Annotated in this window: 16 protein-coding genes, 6 tRNA genes and 1 pseudogene; 19 read left to right on the forward strand and 4 right to left on the reverse strand. The window is 61.7% G+C overall.

Going from position 1 to position 17,494, the window contains the following annotated elements:
* Positions 1-26 precede the first annotated feature (26 nt).
* Entirely contained in the window at positions 27-1,469 is a 1,443-nt protein-coding gene (locus GRF61_RS06665; RefSeq protein WP_169149897.1) for a mannose-1-phosphate guanylyltransferase/mannose-6-phosphate isomerase, read from the forward strand.
* A gap of 217 nt (positions 1,470-1,686) precedes the next feature.
* Positions 1,687-2,030, forward strand: a pseudogene (locus tag GRF61_RS06670) (IS3 family transposase); the annotation flags it as partial.
* A 201-nt stretch (positions 2,031-2,231) separates the two neighbouring features.
* On the opposite strand, the gene GRF61_RS06675 reads toward GRF61_RS06670, so the two are convergent.
* Entirely contained in the window at positions 2,232-3,029 is a 798-nt protein-coding gene (locus GRF61_RS06675) for an outer membrane protein assembly factor BamD (RefSeq protein ID WP_169149899.1), read from the reverse strand.
* Between GRF61_RS06675 and rluD the strand changes: the two genes are divergently transcribed.
* Both rluD and pgeF read left to right on the forward strand, forming a co-directional pair.
* The gene (rluD, locus tag GRF61_RS06680) at positions 3,016-4,017 is read left to right on the forward strand and encodes a 23S rRNA pseudouridine(1911/1915/1917) synthase RluD (RefSeq protein WP_348982356.1); all 1,002 of its coding nucleotides are present in this window, start codon (positions 3,016-3,018) and stop codon (positions 4,015-4,017) included. The genes GRF61_RS06675 and rluD overlap by 14 nt on opposite strands.
* Positions 4,002-4,751, forward strand: coding sequence for a peptidoglycan editing factor PgeF (gene pgeF / locus GRF61_RS06685; protein WP_169149901.1), 750 nt, complete (start codon positions 4,002-4,004; stop codon positions 4,749-4,751). The genes rluD and pgeF overlap by 16 nt, the downstream gene beginning before the upstream one ends.
* Before the next feature lie 21 nt (positions 4,752-4,772).
* Here pgeF and GRF61_RS06690 read toward each other — a convergent pair whose 3' ends face one another.
* Positions 4,773-4,991, reverse strand: a complete 219-nt coding sequence (locus GRF61_RS06690; RefSeq protein ID WP_169149902.1) for a hypothetical protein — start codon at positions 4,989-4,991, stop codon at positions 4,773-4,775.
* 98 nt (positions 4,992-5,089) lie between these two features.
* Between GRF61_RS06690 and phaC the strand changes: the two genes are divergently transcribed.
* The 14 genes from phaC (at position 5,090) to GRF61_RS06760 (ending at position 15,014) form a co-directional block, all read left to right on the forward strand.
* Complete coding sequence (phaC, locus tag GRF61_RS06695) at positions 5,090-6,826, forward strand: class I poly(R)-hydroxyalkanoic acid synthase (RefSeq protein ID WP_169149903.1); 1,737 nt, start codon at positions 5,090-5,092, stop codon at positions 6,824-6,826.
* Between the two features lie 98 nt (positions 6,827-6,924).
* Positions 6,925-7,665, forward strand: coding sequence for an acetoacetyl-CoA reductase (gene phbB / locus GRF61_RS06700; protein WP_169149904.1), 741 nt, complete (start codon positions 6,925-6,927; stop codon positions 7,663-7,665).
* 230 nt (positions 7,666-7,895) lie between these two features.
* Positions 7,896-8,636, forward strand: coding sequence for a beta-ketoacyl-ACP reductase (locus tag GRF61_RS06705; RefSeq protein WP_169149905.1), 741 nt, complete (start codon positions 7,896-7,898; stop codon positions 8,634-8,636).
* 123 nt (positions 8,637-8,759) lie between these two features.
* Positions 8,760-9,365, forward strand: coding sequence for a polyhydroxyalkanoate synthesis repressor PhaR (phaR, locus tag GRF61_RS06710; protein WP_169149906.1), 606 nt, complete (start codon positions 8,760-8,762; stop codon positions 9,363-9,365).
* Between the two features lie 66 nt (positions 9,366-9,431).
* Positions 9,432-10,766, forward strand: coding sequence for a 30S ribosomal protein S12 methylthiotransferase RimO (gene rimO / locus GRF61_RS06715; protein ID WP_169149907.1), 1,335 nt, complete (start codon positions 9,432-9,434; stop codon positions 10,764-10,766).
* A gap of 22 nt (positions 10,767-10,788) precedes the next feature.
* Positions 10,789-11,736: a patatin-like phospholipase RssA gene (gene rssA / locus GRF61_RS06720; protein ID WP_248281142.1), complete on the forward strand. Its 948-nt coding sequence runs from the start codon at positions 10,789-10,791 to the stop codon at positions 11,734-11,736.
* 32 nt (positions 11,737-11,768) lie between these two features.
* Positions 11,769-13,175 carry an FAD-binding oxidoreductase gene (locus tag GRF61_RS06725; protein WP_169149909.1) on the forward strand — a complete coding sequence of 469 codons (1,407 nt, stop codon included), beginning with the start codon at positions 11,769-11,771 and terminating at the stop codon, positions 13,173-13,175.
* Positions 13,176-13,253: 78 nt separating this feature from the next.
* Positions 13,254-13,329 (forward strand) — tRNA-Ala (locus GRF61_RS06730).
* Between the two features lie 14 nt (positions 13,330-13,343).
* Positions 13,344-13,419: transfer RNA gene (locus tag GRF61_RS06735), tRNA-Glu, on the forward strand.
* 66 nt (positions 13,420-13,485) lie between these two features.
* Positions 13,486-13,562: transfer RNA gene (locus tag GRF61_RS06740), tRNA-Asp, on the forward strand.
* A gap of 95 nt (positions 13,563-13,657) precedes the next feature.
* Positions 13,658-13,733, forward strand: a tRNA-Ala gene (locus tag GRF61_RS06745).
* 18 nt (positions 13,734-13,751) lie between these two features.
* Positions 13,752-13,827 (forward strand) — tRNA-Glu (locus tag GRF61_RS06750).
* 54 nt (positions 13,828-13,881) lie between these two features.
* Positions 13,882-13,958: transfer RNA gene (locus GRF61_RS06755), tRNA-Asp, on the forward strand.
* 204 nt (positions 13,959-14,162) lie between these two features.
* A complete protein-coding gene (locus GRF61_RS06760; protein ID WP_169149910.1) occupies positions 14,163-15,014 on the forward strand; it encodes a 3-hydroxybutyryl-CoA dehydrogenase in 852 nt (283 codons plus the stop codon).
* Between the two features lie 77 nt (positions 15,015-15,091).
* On the opposite strand, the gene rho is transcribed toward GRF61_RS06760, so the two are convergent.
* Both rho and trxA read right to left on the reverse strand, forming a co-directional pair.
* Positions 15,092-16,351 (reverse strand): transcription termination factor Rho, encoded by a 1,260-nt coding sequence (gene rho / locus GRF61_RS06765; protein WP_133592912.1) that lies wholly within the window; start codon positions 16,349-16,351, stop codon positions 15,092-15,094.
* Between the two features lie 178 nt (positions 16,352-16,529).
* Complete coding sequence (gene trxA / locus GRF61_RS06770) at positions 16,530-16,856, reverse strand: thioredoxin TrxA (RefSeq protein ID WP_133592843.1); 327 nt, start codon at positions 16,854-16,856, stop codon at positions 16,530-16,532.
* 243 nt (positions 16,857-17,099) lie between these two features.
* On the opposite strand from trxA, the gene fdxA reads away from it, so the two are divergent.
* Positions 17,100-17,423: a ferredoxin FdxA gene (gene fdxA, locus GRF61_RS06775; RefSeq protein WP_169149911.1), complete on the forward strand. Its 324-nt coding sequence runs from the start codon at positions 17,100-17,102 to the stop codon at positions 17,421-17,423.
* Positions 17,424-17,494: the final 71 nt, after the last annotated feature.

Raw genomic sequence — 17,494 nt, forward strand, 5'->3', positions numbered from 1 at the left:
TGGTCCAACTCTTGGCGAATTCCGACATGAAGCTCCAACCCGTCATCCTTTCCGGCGGCTCCGGCACCCGCCTGTGGCCCTTGTCCCGCGAACGCTATCCCAAGCAGCTGCTGGCCCTGTCCGGCGACGACACCATGCTGCAGGCCACCGCCCGGCGGCTGGAAGGCTTCGGAGGCCGGGCGCCGGTGGCCGCCGCCCCCATCGTCGTCTGCAACGAGGAGTACCGCTTCATCACCGCGGAGCAGTTGCAACTGTGTGGCCATGCGACCGACCGGGTGGTGCTGGAGCCGGTCGGCCGTAACACCGCGCCGGCGCTGACGCTGGCGGCGCTGGTGGCCGAAAGCGCGGGCGAGGATGCGCTGCTGCTGGTGATGCCGGCGGACCATGTGATCCGCGACCGCGCTGCCTTCCACCGGGCCATCGATATCGGCCTGGCGGCTGCGGTGGAGGGCGCCATGGTCACCTTCGGCATCGTGCCCGACCGGCCGGAAACCGGTTACGGCTATATCCGCCCCGGCGCGGCGGTGGGCGAGGGCGCATTGGCGGTGGAGGCCTTCGTCGAGAAGCCGGACGCGGACACCGCCGCCCGCTACATCGCCGAAGGTTATCTGTGGAACAGCGGCCTCTTCCTGCTGCGCGCCAGCGTGTGGCTGAAAGCCATCGCCCATTTCGCGCCGGAGATGGCGGCCGCCTGCCGCAGCGCCTACGAGGCGGCGAAGCAGGACAGCGACTTCGTCCGTGTCGGTCGCGATGCCTTCGCGGTCTGCCCGTCGGATTCCATCGACTATGCGGTGATGGAGAAGCTCGCCGGCGCGCCGGAGCTGGGCGTTCCGCCGCGGGTCGTGCCGCTGGAGGCGGGCTGGTCCGACGTTGGCGCGTGGGATGCGCTGTGGACCCTGGCCGAGCGCGATGGCGACGGCAACGCGGTGCGCGGCGACGTGCTGCTGGAGGACACCCGCGACAGCCTGGTCCATGCTTCCGACCGCATGGTGACCTGCCTGGGCGTGGACGGTCTGGTGGTGGTGGAAACGCCGGACGCGGTGCTGGTCGCCCGCCGCGACCGCACCCAGGACGTGAAGAAGCTGGTGGCGCGGCTGAAGGCCAATGCCCGGCCGCAGGCGGACATGCACCGCAAGGTCCATCGCCCCTGGGGCTTCTACGACTCCATTGATGCCGGCGACCGCTTTCAGGTGAAGCGCATCGTGGTCAAGCCTGGCGCCCAGCTGAGCCTGCAAATGCACCACCACCGCGCCGAGCACTGGATCGTCGTGCGTGGCACCGCCCGCGTCACCCGCGGCGAGGAGAGTTTCCTGCTGGCGGAGAACCAGTCCACCTACATTCCGCTGGGCACCACCCACCGGCTGGAGAACCCGGGCAAGGTGCCGTTGGAGATGATAGAGGTGCAGTCCGGCTCCTACCTGGGCGAGGACGACATCGTGCGCTTCGAGGACACCTACGGCCGGGGTTGATTCCGGTACAGGGGAGCACCACGGGAAGCATAAAAAACGCCGCGAAGGCGGTAATGCCGTTCGGTTAATGTCTTTTTTTTGGTAACGGACGGTATAGCGTTTGGACAGGGCTTTGACGACACGGGGCATCGACGCCCCCGTCGTTTTTCGACGATGGCAAATTGCATTTGGGCGCGCAGTCGAACGAGATGAGCCGGCGGTTTTCCCGGAGCCATGCCGCCGGCCCGAACCTGGGGTGCTGTTCCACTCCGACCGAGGAAGCCGATACGCCAGTCATGCTTACCAAGCCCGCCTGGCTACCTACGGCATGTGCGGATCGATGTCGCGCAAGGGCAACTGCTGGGACAACGCCCCCGCCGAGAGCTTCTTCAACAGCCTCAAGGATGAGCAGGTTCATGGCGTGCGCGACGCGACCCGCAACGAGGCCACGAGCGATCTGTTCCAGTACATCGCCGTGTTCTACATCGGAAACGCCGCCACTTCACCTCGGGATATCTGTCGCCCACCACGTTCCTGCAGAGCTGGATCGAACGACAGCATCAGCAAGAAAGGGCAGCCTGAGAACGACCCGTTGGAAGGCGGAAAACGTGGGGCACCTCAGACATCCGTTGTCGCGTGAAGTTGGCTCGAAAACATCGAACCAGACGTTCACAGCCTTTACTCATGTTTACAACAACTTGCGCACAAAATAAAAATGCCGCTCAGCGCTAACTGAACGGCATTGCCGCGGAAGCGGCGTTTTTCATCGGCTTGCCCGGGCGCTTACCAGAGTTGCCACCACGGCCGGCTATCCGCCGGGCCGCCGCTGTAGTAGACGCTGTTGGGGAAGTTCTTGCGCAGCACGCGATCGGCGTCCTCGCGCAGGTCGTTCATGCCCAGGGCTTCATAGCTTTTCACCAGCAGGTACAGCGCTTCTTCGTTGGCCGGCGCGTTCGGGTAGGACGTGATCGCCGCCTGGGCGCGGTTGATCGCAGCCACATAGGCGCCACGGCGGTAGTAATAGCGCGATACATGCACTTCATGCGCAGCCAGGGAGTTCACCAGGTAACGCATGCGCTGGCGGGCGTCCTCGGAATAGCGGCTCTCCGGGAAGCGGGTGACGAGGTCGCGGAAGGTGTCGAAAGCTTCGTGGGCACCCTTGGGGTCGCGCTCGGACAAATCCTGGTTGGACAGGCCGGCGAGCAGGCCGAGATCCTCGTTGAAATTCACCAGCCCTTTCAGGTAATAGACGTAATCCACATTGGGGTGGTTGGGGTGCAGCTTGATGAAGCGGTCGGCCGCTGCGATGGAGAGCGCCGCCTCGCCCTGTTTGTAGTAGGCGTAGGCAACCTCGATCTGCGCCTGCTGGGCGTAGCGGCCGTAGGGATATCGGGCCTCCAGCTTCTCGAACAACTGGATGGCGCGGTCGTACCCGCCCTCGTTCATCGACGATTTCGCCTCGGAGTAGAGCTTCTGGGCATTCCAGCCCGCAGTTTCGTCGTTGAGGTCCGGCACACCACTGCAGCCGCCAATGAGCAGGGCGCCGATAACCGCTAAACTTCCGAGGGTGAACCTAGCCATCGATAACACTCGCGTGAATGAACTTGAGGATTATAGCCCAGCGGACGAGGCGGGTTCTTGTCGTGAACTGAGCATTCCTGCGGACTTCGCCGGTCTGAGGCTGGATCAGGCGCTGGCCCGGCTCTTTCCCGAACATTCCCGCAGCCGGCTGCAGTCCTGGCTGAAGGATGGGCGCATCCGGTTGAACGGTGTTTCGCCGGATGCCAAGCACAAGGTCTGGGGTGGCGAAGCGCTGGAGATCGACGAGGCGCCACTGCCGGCGGCCACCGCGGCACTGCCGGAGGACATTCCGCTGAGTGTGGTGTTCGAGGACGCCAACATCCTGGTGATCGACAAGCCGGCCGGGCTGGTCGTCCATCCCGGCAGTGGCAACTGGAGCGGCACGCTGCTCAATGCGCTGCTGCACCACGCCCCGGAAGTCGCTGCGATACCCCGCGCCGGCATCGTGCACCGGCTGGACAAAGACACCAGCGGCCTGCTGGTGGTGGCCAAGACCCTGGCGGCGCAGACCGACCTCATCCGCCAGTTGCAGGCGCGTACCGTGAAGCGCCACTACCTGGCGCTGGTGCAGGGCGAGCCCGGCATGATGGGCACAGTGGAGGCCCCTATAGGCCGGCACCCCAGCCAGCGCATCAAGATGGCGGTGGTGCAGGGCGGCAGGCCGGCGGTTACCCGCTATTCCTTGCGCGAGCGGCTGGACCGCGCGGCACTGGTCGAGTGCAGGCTGGAGACTGGCCGTACCCACCAGATCCGGGTGCACATGGCGCATATCGGCCATCCCTTGATCGGCGATCCGGTCTATGGACAGCGGCGCACCGGTGTTGCGGCGATGGATGCCTTTCCCCGGCAGGCGCTGCATGCCTTCAGGCTGGGGCTGGTGCATCCGGCCACCGGTGAGGAACTGACGTGGAACGCGCCGCTGCCCGCCGATTTCGCCGATTTGTTGCGCTTGCTGGGAAGCAAGGAGGTGGAATGTCCGACGTCCTGATTCCCGGCTGGCCGGCGCCGGCGAACGTGCGCGCCTTGGTCACCACCCGCGCGGGCGGTGTCAGTCAAGCGCCCTATGGCAGTCTGAACCTGGGCGGCCATGTGGGCGATCTGGCGGAAGCCGTTGCCGAGAACCGCGGTCGCCTGCGGCGCCTGCTGCCAGCCGAGCCGGTCTGGCTGGAGCAAGTGCATGGGGTGGCTGTGGCGGATGCGGACTCAGCCAGCGGCCTGCCGCGAGCCGATGCTTCGGTGGCGCGCCGTCCAGGCGTGGTCTGCGCGGTGATGACGGCGGATTGCCTGCCGGTATTGTTCTGTGATGACGAAGGCGAGGTCGTTGCTGCCGCTCATGCCGGATGGCGCGGACTGGTCGCGGGCGTGCTGGAGGCGACGGTTGCACGCATGGGTGTGGCGCCTTCGAACGTGCTCGCCTGGCTGGGCCCGGCGATAGGTCCCGCCGCCTTCGAGGTCGGTGGCGAGGTCAGGGCGGCATTCCTGGACAGCGACCCGGCCGCGGCAGACGGCTTCGTTTCCTCGGCAGAGCCCGGGAAATGGCTGGCGGATCTGTACGCCCTTGCCCGCCTGCGCCTCGTCCGTGCGGGAGTGTCACGGATCTACGGCGGGGGGGAATGCACGTATTCTGACAGCCTGCGCTTCTATTCCTATCGGCGCGAGGGCGCCACCGGCCGATTCGCTTCCCTGGTGTGGCGGGAGCCGGCACGCCGGGCTGAGGCTTAAGCGCTAGGCATTGGCCTGACGCTATTGCTTGCCATCCGAATCAGCTCTATCGTGGAGGCTCTCGTCCGCCTGTTGCTGACGCAGCTTGCGCCGCCGGGCGGGCGTGCCGAATATCCACAGGAAAAGCGCAAGAGGCGCAGCGCCGTAGAAGATGAAAGTGAGCGCCCCGCCGACCACGGTGTCATCCGACACCGCTGCGAGCAGGGCGACGTACAGCCAGGCGATTGCGATCACGTACATGAACCGATTCTACCCGTCGAGGGAGCCCCGTAGCGTCCGGGGTAGATGCGTGCAGGCGGAGCTGTGCGCACTCGCGGGCGGCGTCTCAGGAGAGACTGATGTCCGAATCGAATGACAAGCAGGGAACTGCCGCGATGCAGGCCATGTTCGTCGCCGGCCAGGAAATGGCACGTAATTTCTTCGACCTCATGGCCAAGCAGCAGAGCGCAGTGCAGGGGGCTGGTCAGGTGCCACCCTTGCCGATGCCGGAGGCGGAGACGCTGATGCGGCTGCAGAAGGAGTTCGCCGAGAAGCACGCCGCTTTGTGGTCCACCATGCTGTCCCGCAAGGCCGGCGAGGAGCAGGCCCAGGTTGCCGCTCCTGAGCCGGGCGACCGTCGCTTCAACGCGCCGGAGTGGTCCGCCAGCCCGGTCTTTGATTATGTGCGGCAAGCCTATCTGCTCAACGCCGGCTTTCTGCGCAACGTGGCCGACGAACTGCCCATCGCCGACGGCCGGGCCAAGTCCCGTATCCAGTACCTGACCCGCCAGTACATCGACGCCTTCGCGCCCACCAATTTCGCCGCCACCAACCCCGAGTTCATCCGGACCGCGATCGATACCAAGGGCGAGAGCATTACCCGCGGCATCCAGAACCTGCTGTCCGACCTCGAGAAGGGCAGGATCTCGATGACCGACGACGAGGCCTTCGAGATCGGCCGCAATATCGCCATCAGTCCGGGCTCGGTCATCTTCGAGAACGAGCTCATCCAGCTGATCCAGTACGCGCCCCTGACGGCCAAGGTCGCTCAGGTGCCGCTGCTGATCGTGCCTCCCTGCATCAATAAGTTCTACATCATGGATCTCCAGCCGGAGAACTCCCTGGTGCGCTTCATCGTCGAGCAGGGCTACACCGTGTTCCTGGTGTCGTGGAAGAACCCTGGCCTGGATGAGGCGCATTTCGGTTGGGACGATTACCTCGAGAAAGGCGTGTTGACCGCGCTGGACGTGGTGCGTGCCGTTACCAAGGTGAAAAAGCCGAATGCGCTCGGTTTCTGCGTAGGCGGGACCTTGCTGGCCTCTGCCCTGGCGGTGGCGCGGGCCCGCGGAGAAGAACCGGTGGCCAGCCTGACGCTGATGACCACGTTGCTGGATTTCGCCGATGCCGGCGAGATCGGTTGTCTGGTGGACGAGGCCAGTGTGGCGGCGCGTGAGGCGGCCATCGGTAAGGGCGGGCTGCTCAAGGGCCAGGAACTGGCGAATGTGTTTTCTTCGCTGCGTGCCAATGACCTGATCTGGCAATACGTGGTCGGCAACTACCTGAAGGGTCAGAAGCCGCAGGCCTTCGATCTGCTGTACTGGAACTCGGACGCCACCAACCTGCCTGGCCCCTTCCTTACCTGGTACCTGCGCAATATGTACCTGGAGAACAACCTCCGGGTGCCGGGCCGCCTGAAGATGCTGGGGCAGAAGGTGGACCTCGGACGGGTGGATGCGCCGGCCTACCTGATCGCCACCAAGGAGGATCACATCGTCCCGTGGAAGAGTGCCTATCTCGGCCGCAACCTGCTGGGTGGCGAGGTGACTTTCGTGCTTGGCGCAAGCGGCCATATCGCTGGGGCGATCAACCCCGCCTCCAAGAACAAGCGCAGTTACTGGACCAGTGAAGCGGCCGTGGCGGATCCGGATGCCTGGCTGGAAGGTGCCGCCGAGCAGAAGGGCAGTTGGTGGTTGCACTGGATACAGTGGCTGAGGCCATACGGCGGCAAGCAGGTTGCGGCCCGCCAGCGGCTGGGCAGCCCGCGCTTTGAACCGATAGAGCCGGCGCCTGGGCGGTACGTCAGAGCCAAGGCTTGAGCGCTGCGGCGCTCAGGTCAGCGGTAGCGGAGGGGAGGGCGCTGCCGGATGATCGATACCCTCCCCGAACGGAAAACAACGGGAGAGGAGGAGGAAATATGTCCAGAGTCGCACTCGTTACCGGTGGTATGGGAGGGCTGGGCGAAGCGGTGTGCATCAAGCTCGCAGCCTTGGGCTACCGGGTGGTGACTACGCATTCGCCGGGCAACAGCAAGGCGGCTGAGTGGTTGCAGGGCATGAACAATATGGGCTACGGCTTCAAAGGCTATCCCTGCGATGTGGCTGACTTCGAGTCGGCGCAAGTCTGCGTTGCGCAAGTGACTGAAGATGTCGGGCCGGTGGAGGTGCTTGTCAACAATGCCGGCATCACGCGTGACATGACTTTCCGCAAGATGACCAAAGCGGATTGGGATGCGGTAATGCGCACCAACCTGGATTCGGTGTTCAACATGACCAAGCAGGTCATGGACGGCATGGTCGAGCGCAAGTGGGGGCGGGTGATCAACGTCTCGTCGGTGAATGGCCAGAAGGGTGCTTTCGGCCAGACCAACTATTCCGCCGCCAAGGCAGGCATGCACGGTTTCACCAAGGCGCTGGCGCTGGAAGTGGCCCGCAGCGGGGTGACGGTGAATACCATCTCGCCGGGCTACATCGGCACCAAGATGGTGACGGCGATCCCGCAGGAGATTCTCGACTCCAAGATCCTGCCGCAGATCCCGGTGGGACGTCTCGGCAAACCGGAGGAAATCGCCGGCCTGGTGGCCTATCTGTCCTCCGAAGAGGCGGCATTCGTGACGGGCGCGAACATCTCCATCAACGGCGGCCAGCACATGTTCTAACGTCACCTTTGCTTCCGCCCGCGGCGGGAGATCAAGGCACAAAAACGACGGCGCCTCGCACCTGCGGGCGCCGTTCCAATTTAGTGTATTGCGTCGCAACATCGCACCAATATTGTGACTATAATGCCAGCGCCAAGCGGCTGACGCGTTGCCGCATGCACACAGGGATGTTGGCGGGAAAGCCATTCCGCATGCTCCCGGTTCCGAAAACCGTTGCAGAAGGATTCGACATGACTCAGAAAGTCGCACTCGTTACCGGCGCCATGGGCGGCTTGGGCACCGCGATTTGTCAGGCCCTGGCCAAGGATGGCATGAAGGTCGTTGCCAACTGTCTGCCCGGCTTCCCCGAGAAGGACGCCTGGCTGGAAAAGCAGAAGGCGCTCGGGTTTGACTTTGCTGCGGCCGAAGGTGACGTATCCGACTACGAGTCCTGCAAGGCAATGGTCGAAAAGATCGAAGCGGACATCGGTCCGGTGGACGTGCTGATCAACAACGCAGGCATCACGCGCGACAAGTTCTTTCCCAAGATGGAGAAGGGCCAGTGGGATGCGGTGATCAACACCAATCTGAACAGCCTCTTCAACGTGACTCACCACATCTCGCCCAAGATGGCCGAGCGGGGCTGGGGTCGGATCATCAACATCTCTTCGGTGAACGGCGTGAAGGGTCAGGCCGGCCAGGCGAATTACTCCACGGCCAAGGCGGGCGTGCTGGGCTTCACCAAGGCGCTGGCCCAGGAGCTTGCAACCAAGGGTGTTACCGTCAATGCCATCGCTCCGGGCTACATCGGCACCGACATGGTCATGGCCATCCGCGACGATATCCGTCAGTCCATCATCGATTCCGTGCCGATGAAGCGTCTTGGCAAGCCGGAGGAAATTGGTGGCCTGTGTGCCTATCTTTCGTCGGATATGGCGGGCTATATCACCGGTAGCACGATCAACATCAACGGCGGTCTGCACATGTGCTGATTGTTGTCCGCCTGTCCGCGGATACGCGTAACCCCGTCTATTGGCGGGGTTTTTGTTTTCGCCGCGCGGTATAATTGCCCCACATTCAAGAGCGGGACGACCGCCGCCGAGGAGATAAGCGATATGGCCGATCAAGCGCGCCTGATCAAGAAGTACCCGAACCGCCGCCTCTACGATACCCGCACCAGTTCCTACATCACCTTGGCCGACGTCAAGGAACTCGTGCTCAACCACGAAGAGTTCCAGGTGGTGGACGCCAAGACCAACGAGGATCTGACCCGCAGCATCCTGCTGCAGATCATCCTTGAGGAGGAGGCCGGCGGCGCCCCAATGTTCACCAGTGATCTGCTGGCCCACATGATCCGCTTCTATGGCAACGCCATGCAGGGCATGATGGGCAAGTACCTCGAGAACAACATCAAGGCCTTCACCGACATGCAGGGCAAGCTGCAGGAGCAGGCTCGCAGCATCTATGGCGATAACAGCCCGGTGAGTCAGGATCTCTGGGCCCAGTTCATGAATTTTCAGGGCCCAGCGCTACAGAGCATGATGGGTACCTACGTGGAGCAGTCCAAGCGGATGTTCCAGCAGATGCAGGAACAGGTCGAGAATCAGACACGCAACATGTTCTCGGGCTTCCAGTTTCCAACCTACAACAAGACTGCCGGCAAGGATGAGAAGGAGGCGCCTGCCTCCGGTTCCGCTGGCAAGAGCGGCGCCGACAAGTAAAGGCGCCCGGCGGCTCCCCGATGGTCTTGTAGGGGAATCGCGCCATCCCCTACGAGCGGGAGCTGTATGAGCACCCTGAAAGCCCCCGACGCGCCCCGCGTCGGTTTTGTTTCTCTAGGCTGTCCGAAGGCGACAGTCGATTCAGAACACATCCTGACCCGACTGCGCGCCGAAGGGTATGCCATCTCCGGTTCGTACGACGAAGCCGACATTGTTGTCGTGAACACCTGTGGCTTCATCGACGCGGCCGTCGAGGAGTCATTGGATGCCATCGGCGAGGCGTTGGCCGAGAACGGCAAGGTCATTGTCACCGGCTGTCTGGGTGCGAAGGATGGGGTGGTTCTCGCCGCTCATCCGCAGGTGCTCGCCGTGACGGGGCCGCACGCGACCGACGAGGTAATGCAAGCGGTCCATCAGCATCTGCCAAAGCCGCATGATCCCTTCACCGATCTGGTGCCGCCACAGGGTATTCGCCTGACGCCCCAGCATTATGCTTACCTCAAGATATCCGAGGGCTGTAATCACCGTTGCACCTTCTGCATCATTCCGTCGATGCGAGGGGATCTTGTCAGCCGGCCTATCCATGAGGTGATGCGCGAAGCCGAGGCGCTGGCGGATTCGGGTGTCAAGGAGATCCTGGTGATTTCCCAGGACACCTCAGCCTACGGCGTGGATGTGAAGTACCGCACGGGCTTCTGGAACGGAAAGCCGGTCAAGACCCGTTTGCTGGACTTGGCGAAAGCGCTCGGGGAACTGGGCATCTGGATACGGATGCACTACGTTTATCCTTATCCCAGCGTCGATGAGCTGATCCCGTTGATGGCGGAGGGACACATACTTCCTTACCTGGACGTGCCTTTCCAGCATGCCAGTCCGCGCGTTCTCAAGGCCATGAAGCGGCCCGCGAACGCGGAGAATGTCCTGGAGCGGGTACGCAAGTGGCGCAGCATCTGCCCCGATCTGACCATCCGCTCTACTTTCATTACGGGTTTTCCCGGCGAAACGGAAGAGGATTTCGAGATGCTGCTCGGTTTCTTGGAAGAAGCGCAGCTGGACCGGGTGGGGGCGTTCGCTTACTCGCCGGTGGAGGGCGCGGCGGCCAATGAGCTGGCAGAGCCGGTGCCGGACGAAATCCGCGAGGAGCGGCGGGCCCGCCTGATGGACTTCCAGGAGGACATCTCTACCCAGCGCCTTGAAGCCAAGATCGGCCGCGAGATGACAGTTCTGGTGGACGACATCGATGAAGACGGCGCGTTGGCCCGTACCCCTGGCGACGCCCCCGAAATCGACGGTCTGGTTCTTATCCCTGACGGCGAGGGCTTGACGCCTGGGGATTTCGTCCGCGTCCGCATTACCGATTGCGACGTACACGACTTGTACGCCGAGCGGATTCCCGACTGACATGGCGTCTGGCGGTGGCGTGATGGAGCTCGCGCTTGCCGCCCCGCCGCTCTCCTGCGACGGACCAGTTATCGGGCTGGCGCTGGGAAGCGGCGCCGCGCGCGGCTGGGCGCATCTCGGAGTGCTGAAGGCGCTGGCGGCGGAGGGCATCGTCCCGCAGGTTGTTTGCGGTTGCTCCATTGGTGCTTTCGTCGGGGCGGCGGCGGCCTCGGGTGACTTGCAGAAGCTGACGGAGTGGGCGGAGTCGCTCAAGTGGCAGGATGTGGTTTCCCTGCTGGACGTCAGCCTGCGAGGCGGCTTGATCAAGGGGGCCAAGCTCATCCAGTTTTTCGAGCGGAACTTTGTCGACCGGGAATTCTCCGAGTTGCAGACCCGCTTTGCTTGCGTGGCGACCGAGCTTGCGACCGGCCGGGAAGTGTGGCTTCATCGCGGCAGCGTTGCGCAGGCGGTGAGAGCCTCGATTGCACTGCCTGGTCTCATGACCCCGGTAATACAGGAAGGGAGCTTGCTGGTAGACGGCGGGCTCGTCAATCCTGTTCCAGTTTCCCTGTGCCGGGCGATGGGAGCAGAGCTCGTGATTGCGGTTGATTTGGGCTCCGACATGGTTGGGCGCGCCTGGCGGCGTGCAGAAATGGAGCCGGTACCCGCGGAGGAGACGGAGGCCGCATGGAGTGACCGTCTCCTGGCTCGATTGGGCTTGGGCGCGAACGGTGCTCAGGCGAAGGCGATCGAGGATCTGCCTTCGCTGATTACGGTTCTGGGTGCCAGCATCAATATCATGCAGGTGCGCATTGCCCGCAGTCGCCTGGCTGGAGAGCCGGCAGACGTGCTGATCTCGCCGCGCGTCGGCCAGTTGGGTTTGATGGACTACCACCGGGCGGCTGAGGCGATTGCCGAGGGCGAGGCGGCGGTGGCCCGCATCAAACCTCTGCTGCGTTACGCTTTGGGGCACCCAGAACCGCGGCTGTGAGTCGGAACTCGGTGTCCTGCTGGAGTGTGCCCATGGATGTGCTGTTGCAAAATCTGGCTGACATCGTTGGCCGGGATCATGTGCTTACCCGGTCGGAGGAAATCGAGCCCTATGTCGTCGACTGGCGCGGACGCTACCGGGGGGGGGCTCGGGCTGTCGTGAGGCCGGCGGATGCTTCGGCGGTTTCGGCGGTCGTGCGAACCTGTGCTCAGGCAGGGGTGCCGATGGTCCCTCAGGGCGGTAATACCGGTCTGTGCGGCGGGGCGACTCCTTTGGAGGATGGGCGGGCGGTGGTGATCAGCCTGTCTCGCCTGAACCGTATCCGGTATGTCGACACCGCCAATAATACGTTGTGTGCCGAGGCGGGCTGCACGCTCGCGAAGATACAAGTCGCGGCGGAAGAGGCGGGGCGCTTGTTTCCACTCTCGCTTGCATCGGAAGGCAGTTGCGAGATCGGTGGCAACCTGTCTACCAACGCGGGAGGCGTGCAGGTCCTGCGCTATGGCAACACCAGGGAACTCACCCTCGGGCTGGAGGTAGTGATGTCTGATGGTGAGCTCTGGAATGGTCTGCGCGGTTTGCGCAAGGACAATACCGGGTACGACCTCAAGCAACTCTTCATTGGTGCCGAGGGCACTCTGGGCATCATTACTGCAGCAGTACTCAAGCTTTTCCCGGCGATAAGGCAGCGTGCCACCGCCTGGGTCTCGGTACCTGATCCCGCGGCGGCTGTCTCCCTGCTAGCCAGCCTCCGAGGGGGGTGTGGAGATCGGGTAACCGCCTTTGAGATCGTTGGCCGAAGTGCGCTGGAACTGGTGCTGCAGCACATGCCCGGGGCGAGGGACCCGTTTCCGGGAGGTGGTGTGTGGGCAGTGCTTGTGGAGTTGTCAGACGCCGCACCAGGCGGCGGGTTGGCTGAGCTGCTGGAAAGCGAACTGGGGCGCGCCGTGGAGGCGGGAATCGTCGATGACGCGGTGGTTGCCAACAGTCTGAGCCAGATGGAGGCCTTGTGGGCGCTGAGAGAGAACATCTCGGAGGCCCAACGTATTGAGGGGGTCAGCATCAAGCACGATGTGTCTGTGCCGGTCAGTGCAATTCCCGAGTTTCTTGCAGAGGCAGATCGGCGGCTAAAGGAAATATGGCCCGATGTTCGGATCGTTGCCTTCGGCCATATCGGAGATGGAAATCTGCATTACAACCTATCGAAGCCGAACGCGCTGGACAACAATGGGTTCATCGCCCGGACAGGAGAAGTAAATCGTATCGTTCATGATCTCGTTGCGGAGTTGGATGGTTCGATTTCTGCCGAGCATGGACTGGGCCAACTGAAGCGTGCGGAAGTGCTGCGTTATAAAAGTCCCTTGGAAATGAGTCTGATGCGCTCTTTGAAGCATGCAATGGATCCTGCAGGGTTGATGAATCCCGGTAAGCTTCTTTGACGCTGTCTGAAGCAGAAATTAGGCGAGAGGGCTTTACACCCAGGAAAACGCCCCCTATAATGCGCGCTCTTTCGGATCGGGGGTATAGCTCAGCTGGGAGAGCGCTTGCATGGCATGCAAGAGGTCAGCGGTTCGATCCCGCTTACCTCCACCAGCCGAAAGAAATAAGTCCCCATCGTCTAGAGGCCTAGGACACCGCCCTTTCACGGCGATAACCGGGGTTCGAATCCCCGTGGGGACGCCAAGGTTTAGTGCTCTGGCGTAAGCGAGAGCCAAGCCGGCATAGCCGGTGCAGGTTGAAGTTGAAGTTGGAGTGGTAGTTCAGTTGGTTAGAATACCGGCCTGTCACGCCGGGGGTCGCGGGTTCGAGCCCCGTCCACTCCGCCAGTAATACAGCAGGGCATTTGTCCTGCAAGCCTCAGGGAAGGTCATGAGGTGCTTGCGGTAAGCTTGAACAGAAGCTATAATCGCCGGCTCGTTGTGGGGGTATAGCTCAGCTGGGAGAGCGCTTGCATGGCATGCAAGAGGTCAGCGGTTCGATCCCGCTTACCTCCACCAAAAGGTTTTTAAAAATTTGTCCCCATCGTCTAGAGGCCTAGGACACCGCCCTTTCACGGCGATAACCGGGGTTCGAATCCCCGTGGGGACGCCAATAAAAAGACGCTTTGGCGTCGACCCGTGGCATGCTTGCGGGCAAAGTCAGTGCGGAGTGGTAGTTCAGTCGGTTAGAATACCGGCCTGTCACGCCGGGGGTCGCGGGTTCGAGTCCCGTCCACTCCGCCAATTTTATGAAAGGGAGCCTGAGGGCTCCCTTTTTTTATCTCCACGTTCTGTTTGCCTCTGCTTTTCTCCTTTCGTCTTGTGCCGGAAATAGGCGCTGGCGCCAAACGATTTCTTGATATAGATTTCGGCCATACGCAACGGTATGGAAGCTATCATTCCTGCCTGGCCGTTCCGGCGTTGATAATTTGTGGAGAGCTTATTGCAATGAGCATCAAGAAGATTGGTGTGGTTGGTGCGGGCACAATGGGGAACGGGATTGCGCAGGCGTTTGCTGTCTCGGGGGTGGATGTCCTGATGACGGACGTCAGTGACGCCCAAGTTCAAAAAGGGCTCGCTGCCGTCGGCGGCAGCCTCGATAGGCTTATCAAAAAGGATAAGTTGAGCGAGGCCCAGAAAGCTGCGGCAATGTCGCGGATCTCCATTGCGACGGATATTGGGAAGATTGCGGAATGCGATCTAGTAATCGAGGCTGCGACCGAGAACCTGGATCTCAAACTGAAGATTTTTTCGCAACTGGATGCGGTTGCCAAGCAGGGGGCAATTCTTGCCACGAATACATCCTCGATTTCCATCACCAAAATCGCCGCAGCGACGAAGCGGGCTGACTGTGTCATCGGCATGCACTTCTTCAATCCGGTGCCTATGATGGCGCTGGTGGAACTCATCCGCGGACTGCAGACTTCCGACGCGACTTATGCGGCGGTGGAGGCTGTCTCCAAGGCAATCGGCAAGGCGCCTGTGCAGGTGCGTAATAGTCCGGGCTTCGTGGTGAATCGCTTGCTATGTCCGATGATCAATGAAGCGATTTTTGCTCTGGGCGAGGGATTGGCAACGGCGGCGGAAATCGACGAGGCGATGAAGCTGGGATGCAATCATCCTATCGGGCCGTTGGCGCTTTGTGATTTGATCGGCTTGGATGTCGAATTGGCTGTAATGCAGGTCCTCTTCGAGGGTTTCAAGGACCCGAAGTATCGTCCTGCGCCGCTATTGGTGGAGATGGTCGAGGCGGGCTACTTGGGGCGCAAGGCGGGGAAGGGGTTCTTCGATTACGCCTGAGAGTCAGCCGAGTTATTTGGCTAAGCAAAATAAAAACGCCACCGTCAGGTGGCGTTTTTATTTGGTCGGCGCTTCGGTCAGCCTCTGCGCATTGCGTCAAAGAACTCCGCATTTCCTTTGGTGGCCTTGATTTTGTCGAGCAGGAATTCCATTGCGTCGATATCGTCCATGCCGTAAAGGAGTTTTCTGAGTATCCAGACCTTTTGCAGGATGTCCGGCTTCATCAGTAGTTCTTCACGCCGCGTGCCGGAGCGATTCACATTGATTGCCGGATAGACCCGCTTCTCCGCCATGCGCCTGTCGAGGTGGAGCTCCATGTTGCCGGTGCCCTTGAATTCCTCGTAGATGACGTCGTCCATCCGGCTGCCGGTGTCGATCAGCGCGGTTGCAATGATCGTCAGTGAGCCGCCTTCCTCGATATTTCGCGCCGCACCGAAGAAGCGCTTGGGCTTCTGCAGTGCGTTGGCATCAACGCCGCCGGTCAGCACCTTGCCGGAGGCCGGAACAACGGTGTTGTAGGCGCGTGCCAGCCGGGTCAGGGAGTCGAGAAGGATGACGACGTCCTTCTTGTGCTCGGTCAGGCGCTTGGCCTTCTCGATCACCATCTCGGCCACCTGGACGTGGCGCGATGCCGGCTCATCGAAGGTGGAGGCAACGACCTCGCCCTTCACTGAACGCTGCATCTCGGTCACTTCCTCCGGGCGCTCATCGATCAGCAGCACGATTACGACCACGTCGGGATGGTTTGCCGTGATGGAGTGGGCAATATGCTGCAGCATCACCGTCTTGCCGCTCTTGGGCGGAGCAACGAGCAAGCCGCGCTGACCTTTGCCGATAGGCGCGATCATGTCGATGATCCGGCTGGTAACGTTCTCTTCGCCCCGGATGTCACGCTCAAGCTTCAGGCATTCCTGCGGATGCAGCGGCGTGAGGTTCTCGAACAGGATCTTGTGCTTGCACTCTTCAGGAGGGCGGCCATTGATCTTGTCGAGCTTCACCAGGGCGAAGTAGCGCTCTCCATCCTTGGGTGTGCGGATTTCGCCTTCAATCGTGTCACCCGTATGCAGATTGAAACGTCGGATCTGCGACGGAGAGACGTAGATGTCGTCGGTGCCGGCGAGGTAGGAGGTGTCTGGCGAACGCAGGAAGCCGAAGCCGTCAGGCAGGACTTCCAGGGCGCCGTCTCCGTATATCGGCTCGCCCTTCTTGGCTCGATTCTTCAGCAGGGCGAAAACCAGTTCCTGTTTGCGCAAGCGGTTCGCGCCTTCGACCTCGTTGGCAATGGCCATTTCCAGGAGCTGGCTGACGTGCAGCGATTTGAGCTCGGAAAGATGCATCGCCGCAGCGGCGGTCGATTCGGCGGACGTGGATGAGCCTTCCTCAAGCGCCATGTCCGCGTCGAACATGTCGTTTTCGGAAGCGTTGCCTTGGGGGGGATTACCGTCGCGGTGCTGCCGGGTGCCCCGGCGGCGAGTGCGCGATGCACCGCGAGAACGGGCCGGAGTCGATTCCGGCTTAGATGTTGCTGTCAATGAAGGCGGTCAATTGTGATTTGGACAGGGCTCCCACCTTGGTTGCCTCGACGTTGCCACCCTTGAAGAGCATGAGGGTCGGAATGCCGCGGATACCGTACTTGGAGGGGGTTTCTTGGTTCTCGTCGATGTTGAGCTTGGCGACCTTCAGCTTGCCGGCGTAATCCTTGGCAATGTCGTCCAGAATGGGGGCGATCATCTTGCAGGGACCGCACCATTCGGCCCAGTAATCGACAAGGACGGGCGTTTGCGACTGAAGCACTTCAGATTCGAAGCTGCCATCAGTCACGTAATGGATATGCTCGCTCATGGTTCCTCACATCAGGGTGAAGGTTTTTCGTCTTTGATTCGGGGGGTGGGCCGGAGATGGCCCGGCGGGGGCTGGATGCAACTGCCCCGAGGGAAGTTTTTGGGACGTTATGCTATGGCGACGCGCGCGTCAAGAAAATCTCTGGCGGACGCGTGGCGAAAATGCAAATCACTGGACTATATTGTCGGCAATGCCGCTTGTGCACAAGTTTCGCGCCCGGTTTGTTCCCTGGAGTATGACTAGATGGCCTATGTAGTGACCGAATCCTGTATCCGCTGCAAGTACACCGATTGCGTGGATGTCTGCCCGGTGGACTGTTTTCGCGAGGGCGAGAATTTCCTCGTGATTGACCCGGAGGAGTGCATCGACTGCACGCTTTGTGTCGCGGAGTGCCCGGTCGAGGCAATCTATGCCGAGGATGATGTGCCGGCCGGCCAGGAGGGCTTCATTGCACTGAATGCAGAATTGGCCCGCCAATGGAAGCCCATCGTGGAGCGCAAGGAGCCGCTGCCGGATGCGGAAGAGTGGGCCAAGATCAAGGGCAAGCTCGATCAACTCAAGCGTTGAGCGGGTAAGCCCTTACTTTGCGCCCCAAGTGCCTTGCACTAACATGGCGCATCACCTTCAGACATATCGGT

The organism is Azoarcus sp. TTM-91 (genome assembly GCF_012911025.1).
In the GTDB taxonomy this organism is placed as follows: Bacteria; Pseudomonadota; Gammaproteobacteria; order Burkholderiales; family Rhodocyclaceae; genus Azoarcus.

Bases quoted from the DNA above. Each gene is read 5' to 3' on its own strand.
- GRF61_RS06665 (WP_169149897.1), top strand. From the start codon at position 27: ATGAAGCTCCAACCCGTCATCCTTTCCGGCGGCTCCGGCACCCGCCTG.
- GRF61_RS06675 (WP_169149899.1), bottom strand. From the start codon at position 3,029: ATGGCTAGGTTCACCCTCGGAAGTTTAGCGGTTATCGGCGCCCTGCTC.
- pgeF (WP_169149901.1), top strand. From the start codon at position 4,002: ATGTCCGACGTCCTGATTCCCGGCTGGCCGGCGCCGGCGAACGTGCGC.
- GRF61_RS06690 (WP_169149902.1), bottom strand. From the start codon at position 4,991: ATGTACGTGATCGCAATCGCCTGGCTGTACGTCGCCCTGCTCGCAGCG.
- phaC (WP_169149903.1), top strand. From the start codon at position 5,090: ATGTCCGAATCGAATGACAAGCAGGGAACTGCCGCGATGCAGGCCATG.
- phbB (WP_169149904.1), top strand. From the start codon at position 6,925: ATGTCCAGAGTCGCACTCGTTACCGGTGGTATGGGAGGGCTGGGCGAA.
- GRF61_RS06705 (WP_169149905.1), top strand. From the start codon at position 7,896: ATGACTCAGAAAGTCGCACTCGTTACCGGCGCCATGGGCGGCTTGGGC.
- phaR (WP_169149906.1), top strand. From the start codon at position 8,760: ATGGCCGATCAAGCGCGCCTGATCAAGAAGTACCCGAACCGCCGCCTC.
- rimO (WP_169149907.1), top strand. From the start codon at position 9,432: ATGAGCACCCTGAAAGCCCCCGACGCGCCCCGCGTCGGTTTTGTTTCT.
- rssA (WP_248281142.1), top strand. From the start codon at position 10,789: ATGGAGCTCGCGCTTGCCGCCCCGCCGCTCTCCTGCGACGGACCAGTT.
- GRF61_RS06725 (WP_169149909.1), top strand. From the start codon at position 11,769: ATGGATGTGCTGTTGCAAAATCTGGCTGACATCGTTGGCCGGGATCAT.
- GRF61_RS06760 (WP_169149910.1), top strand. From the start codon at position 14,163: ATGAGCATCAAGAAGATTGGTGTGGTTGGTGCGGGCACAATGGGGAAC.
- rho (WP_133592912.1), bottom strand. From the start codon at position 16,351: ATGCATCTTTCCGAGCTCAAATCGCTGCACGTCAGCCAGCTCCTGGAA.
- trxA (WP_133592843.1), bottom strand. From the start codon at position 16,856: ATGAGCGAGCATATCCATTACGTGACTGATGGCAGCTTCGAATCTGAA.
- fdxA (WP_169149911.1), top strand. From the start codon at position 17,100: ATGGCCTATGTAGTGACCGAATCCTGTATCCGCTGCAAGTACACCGAT.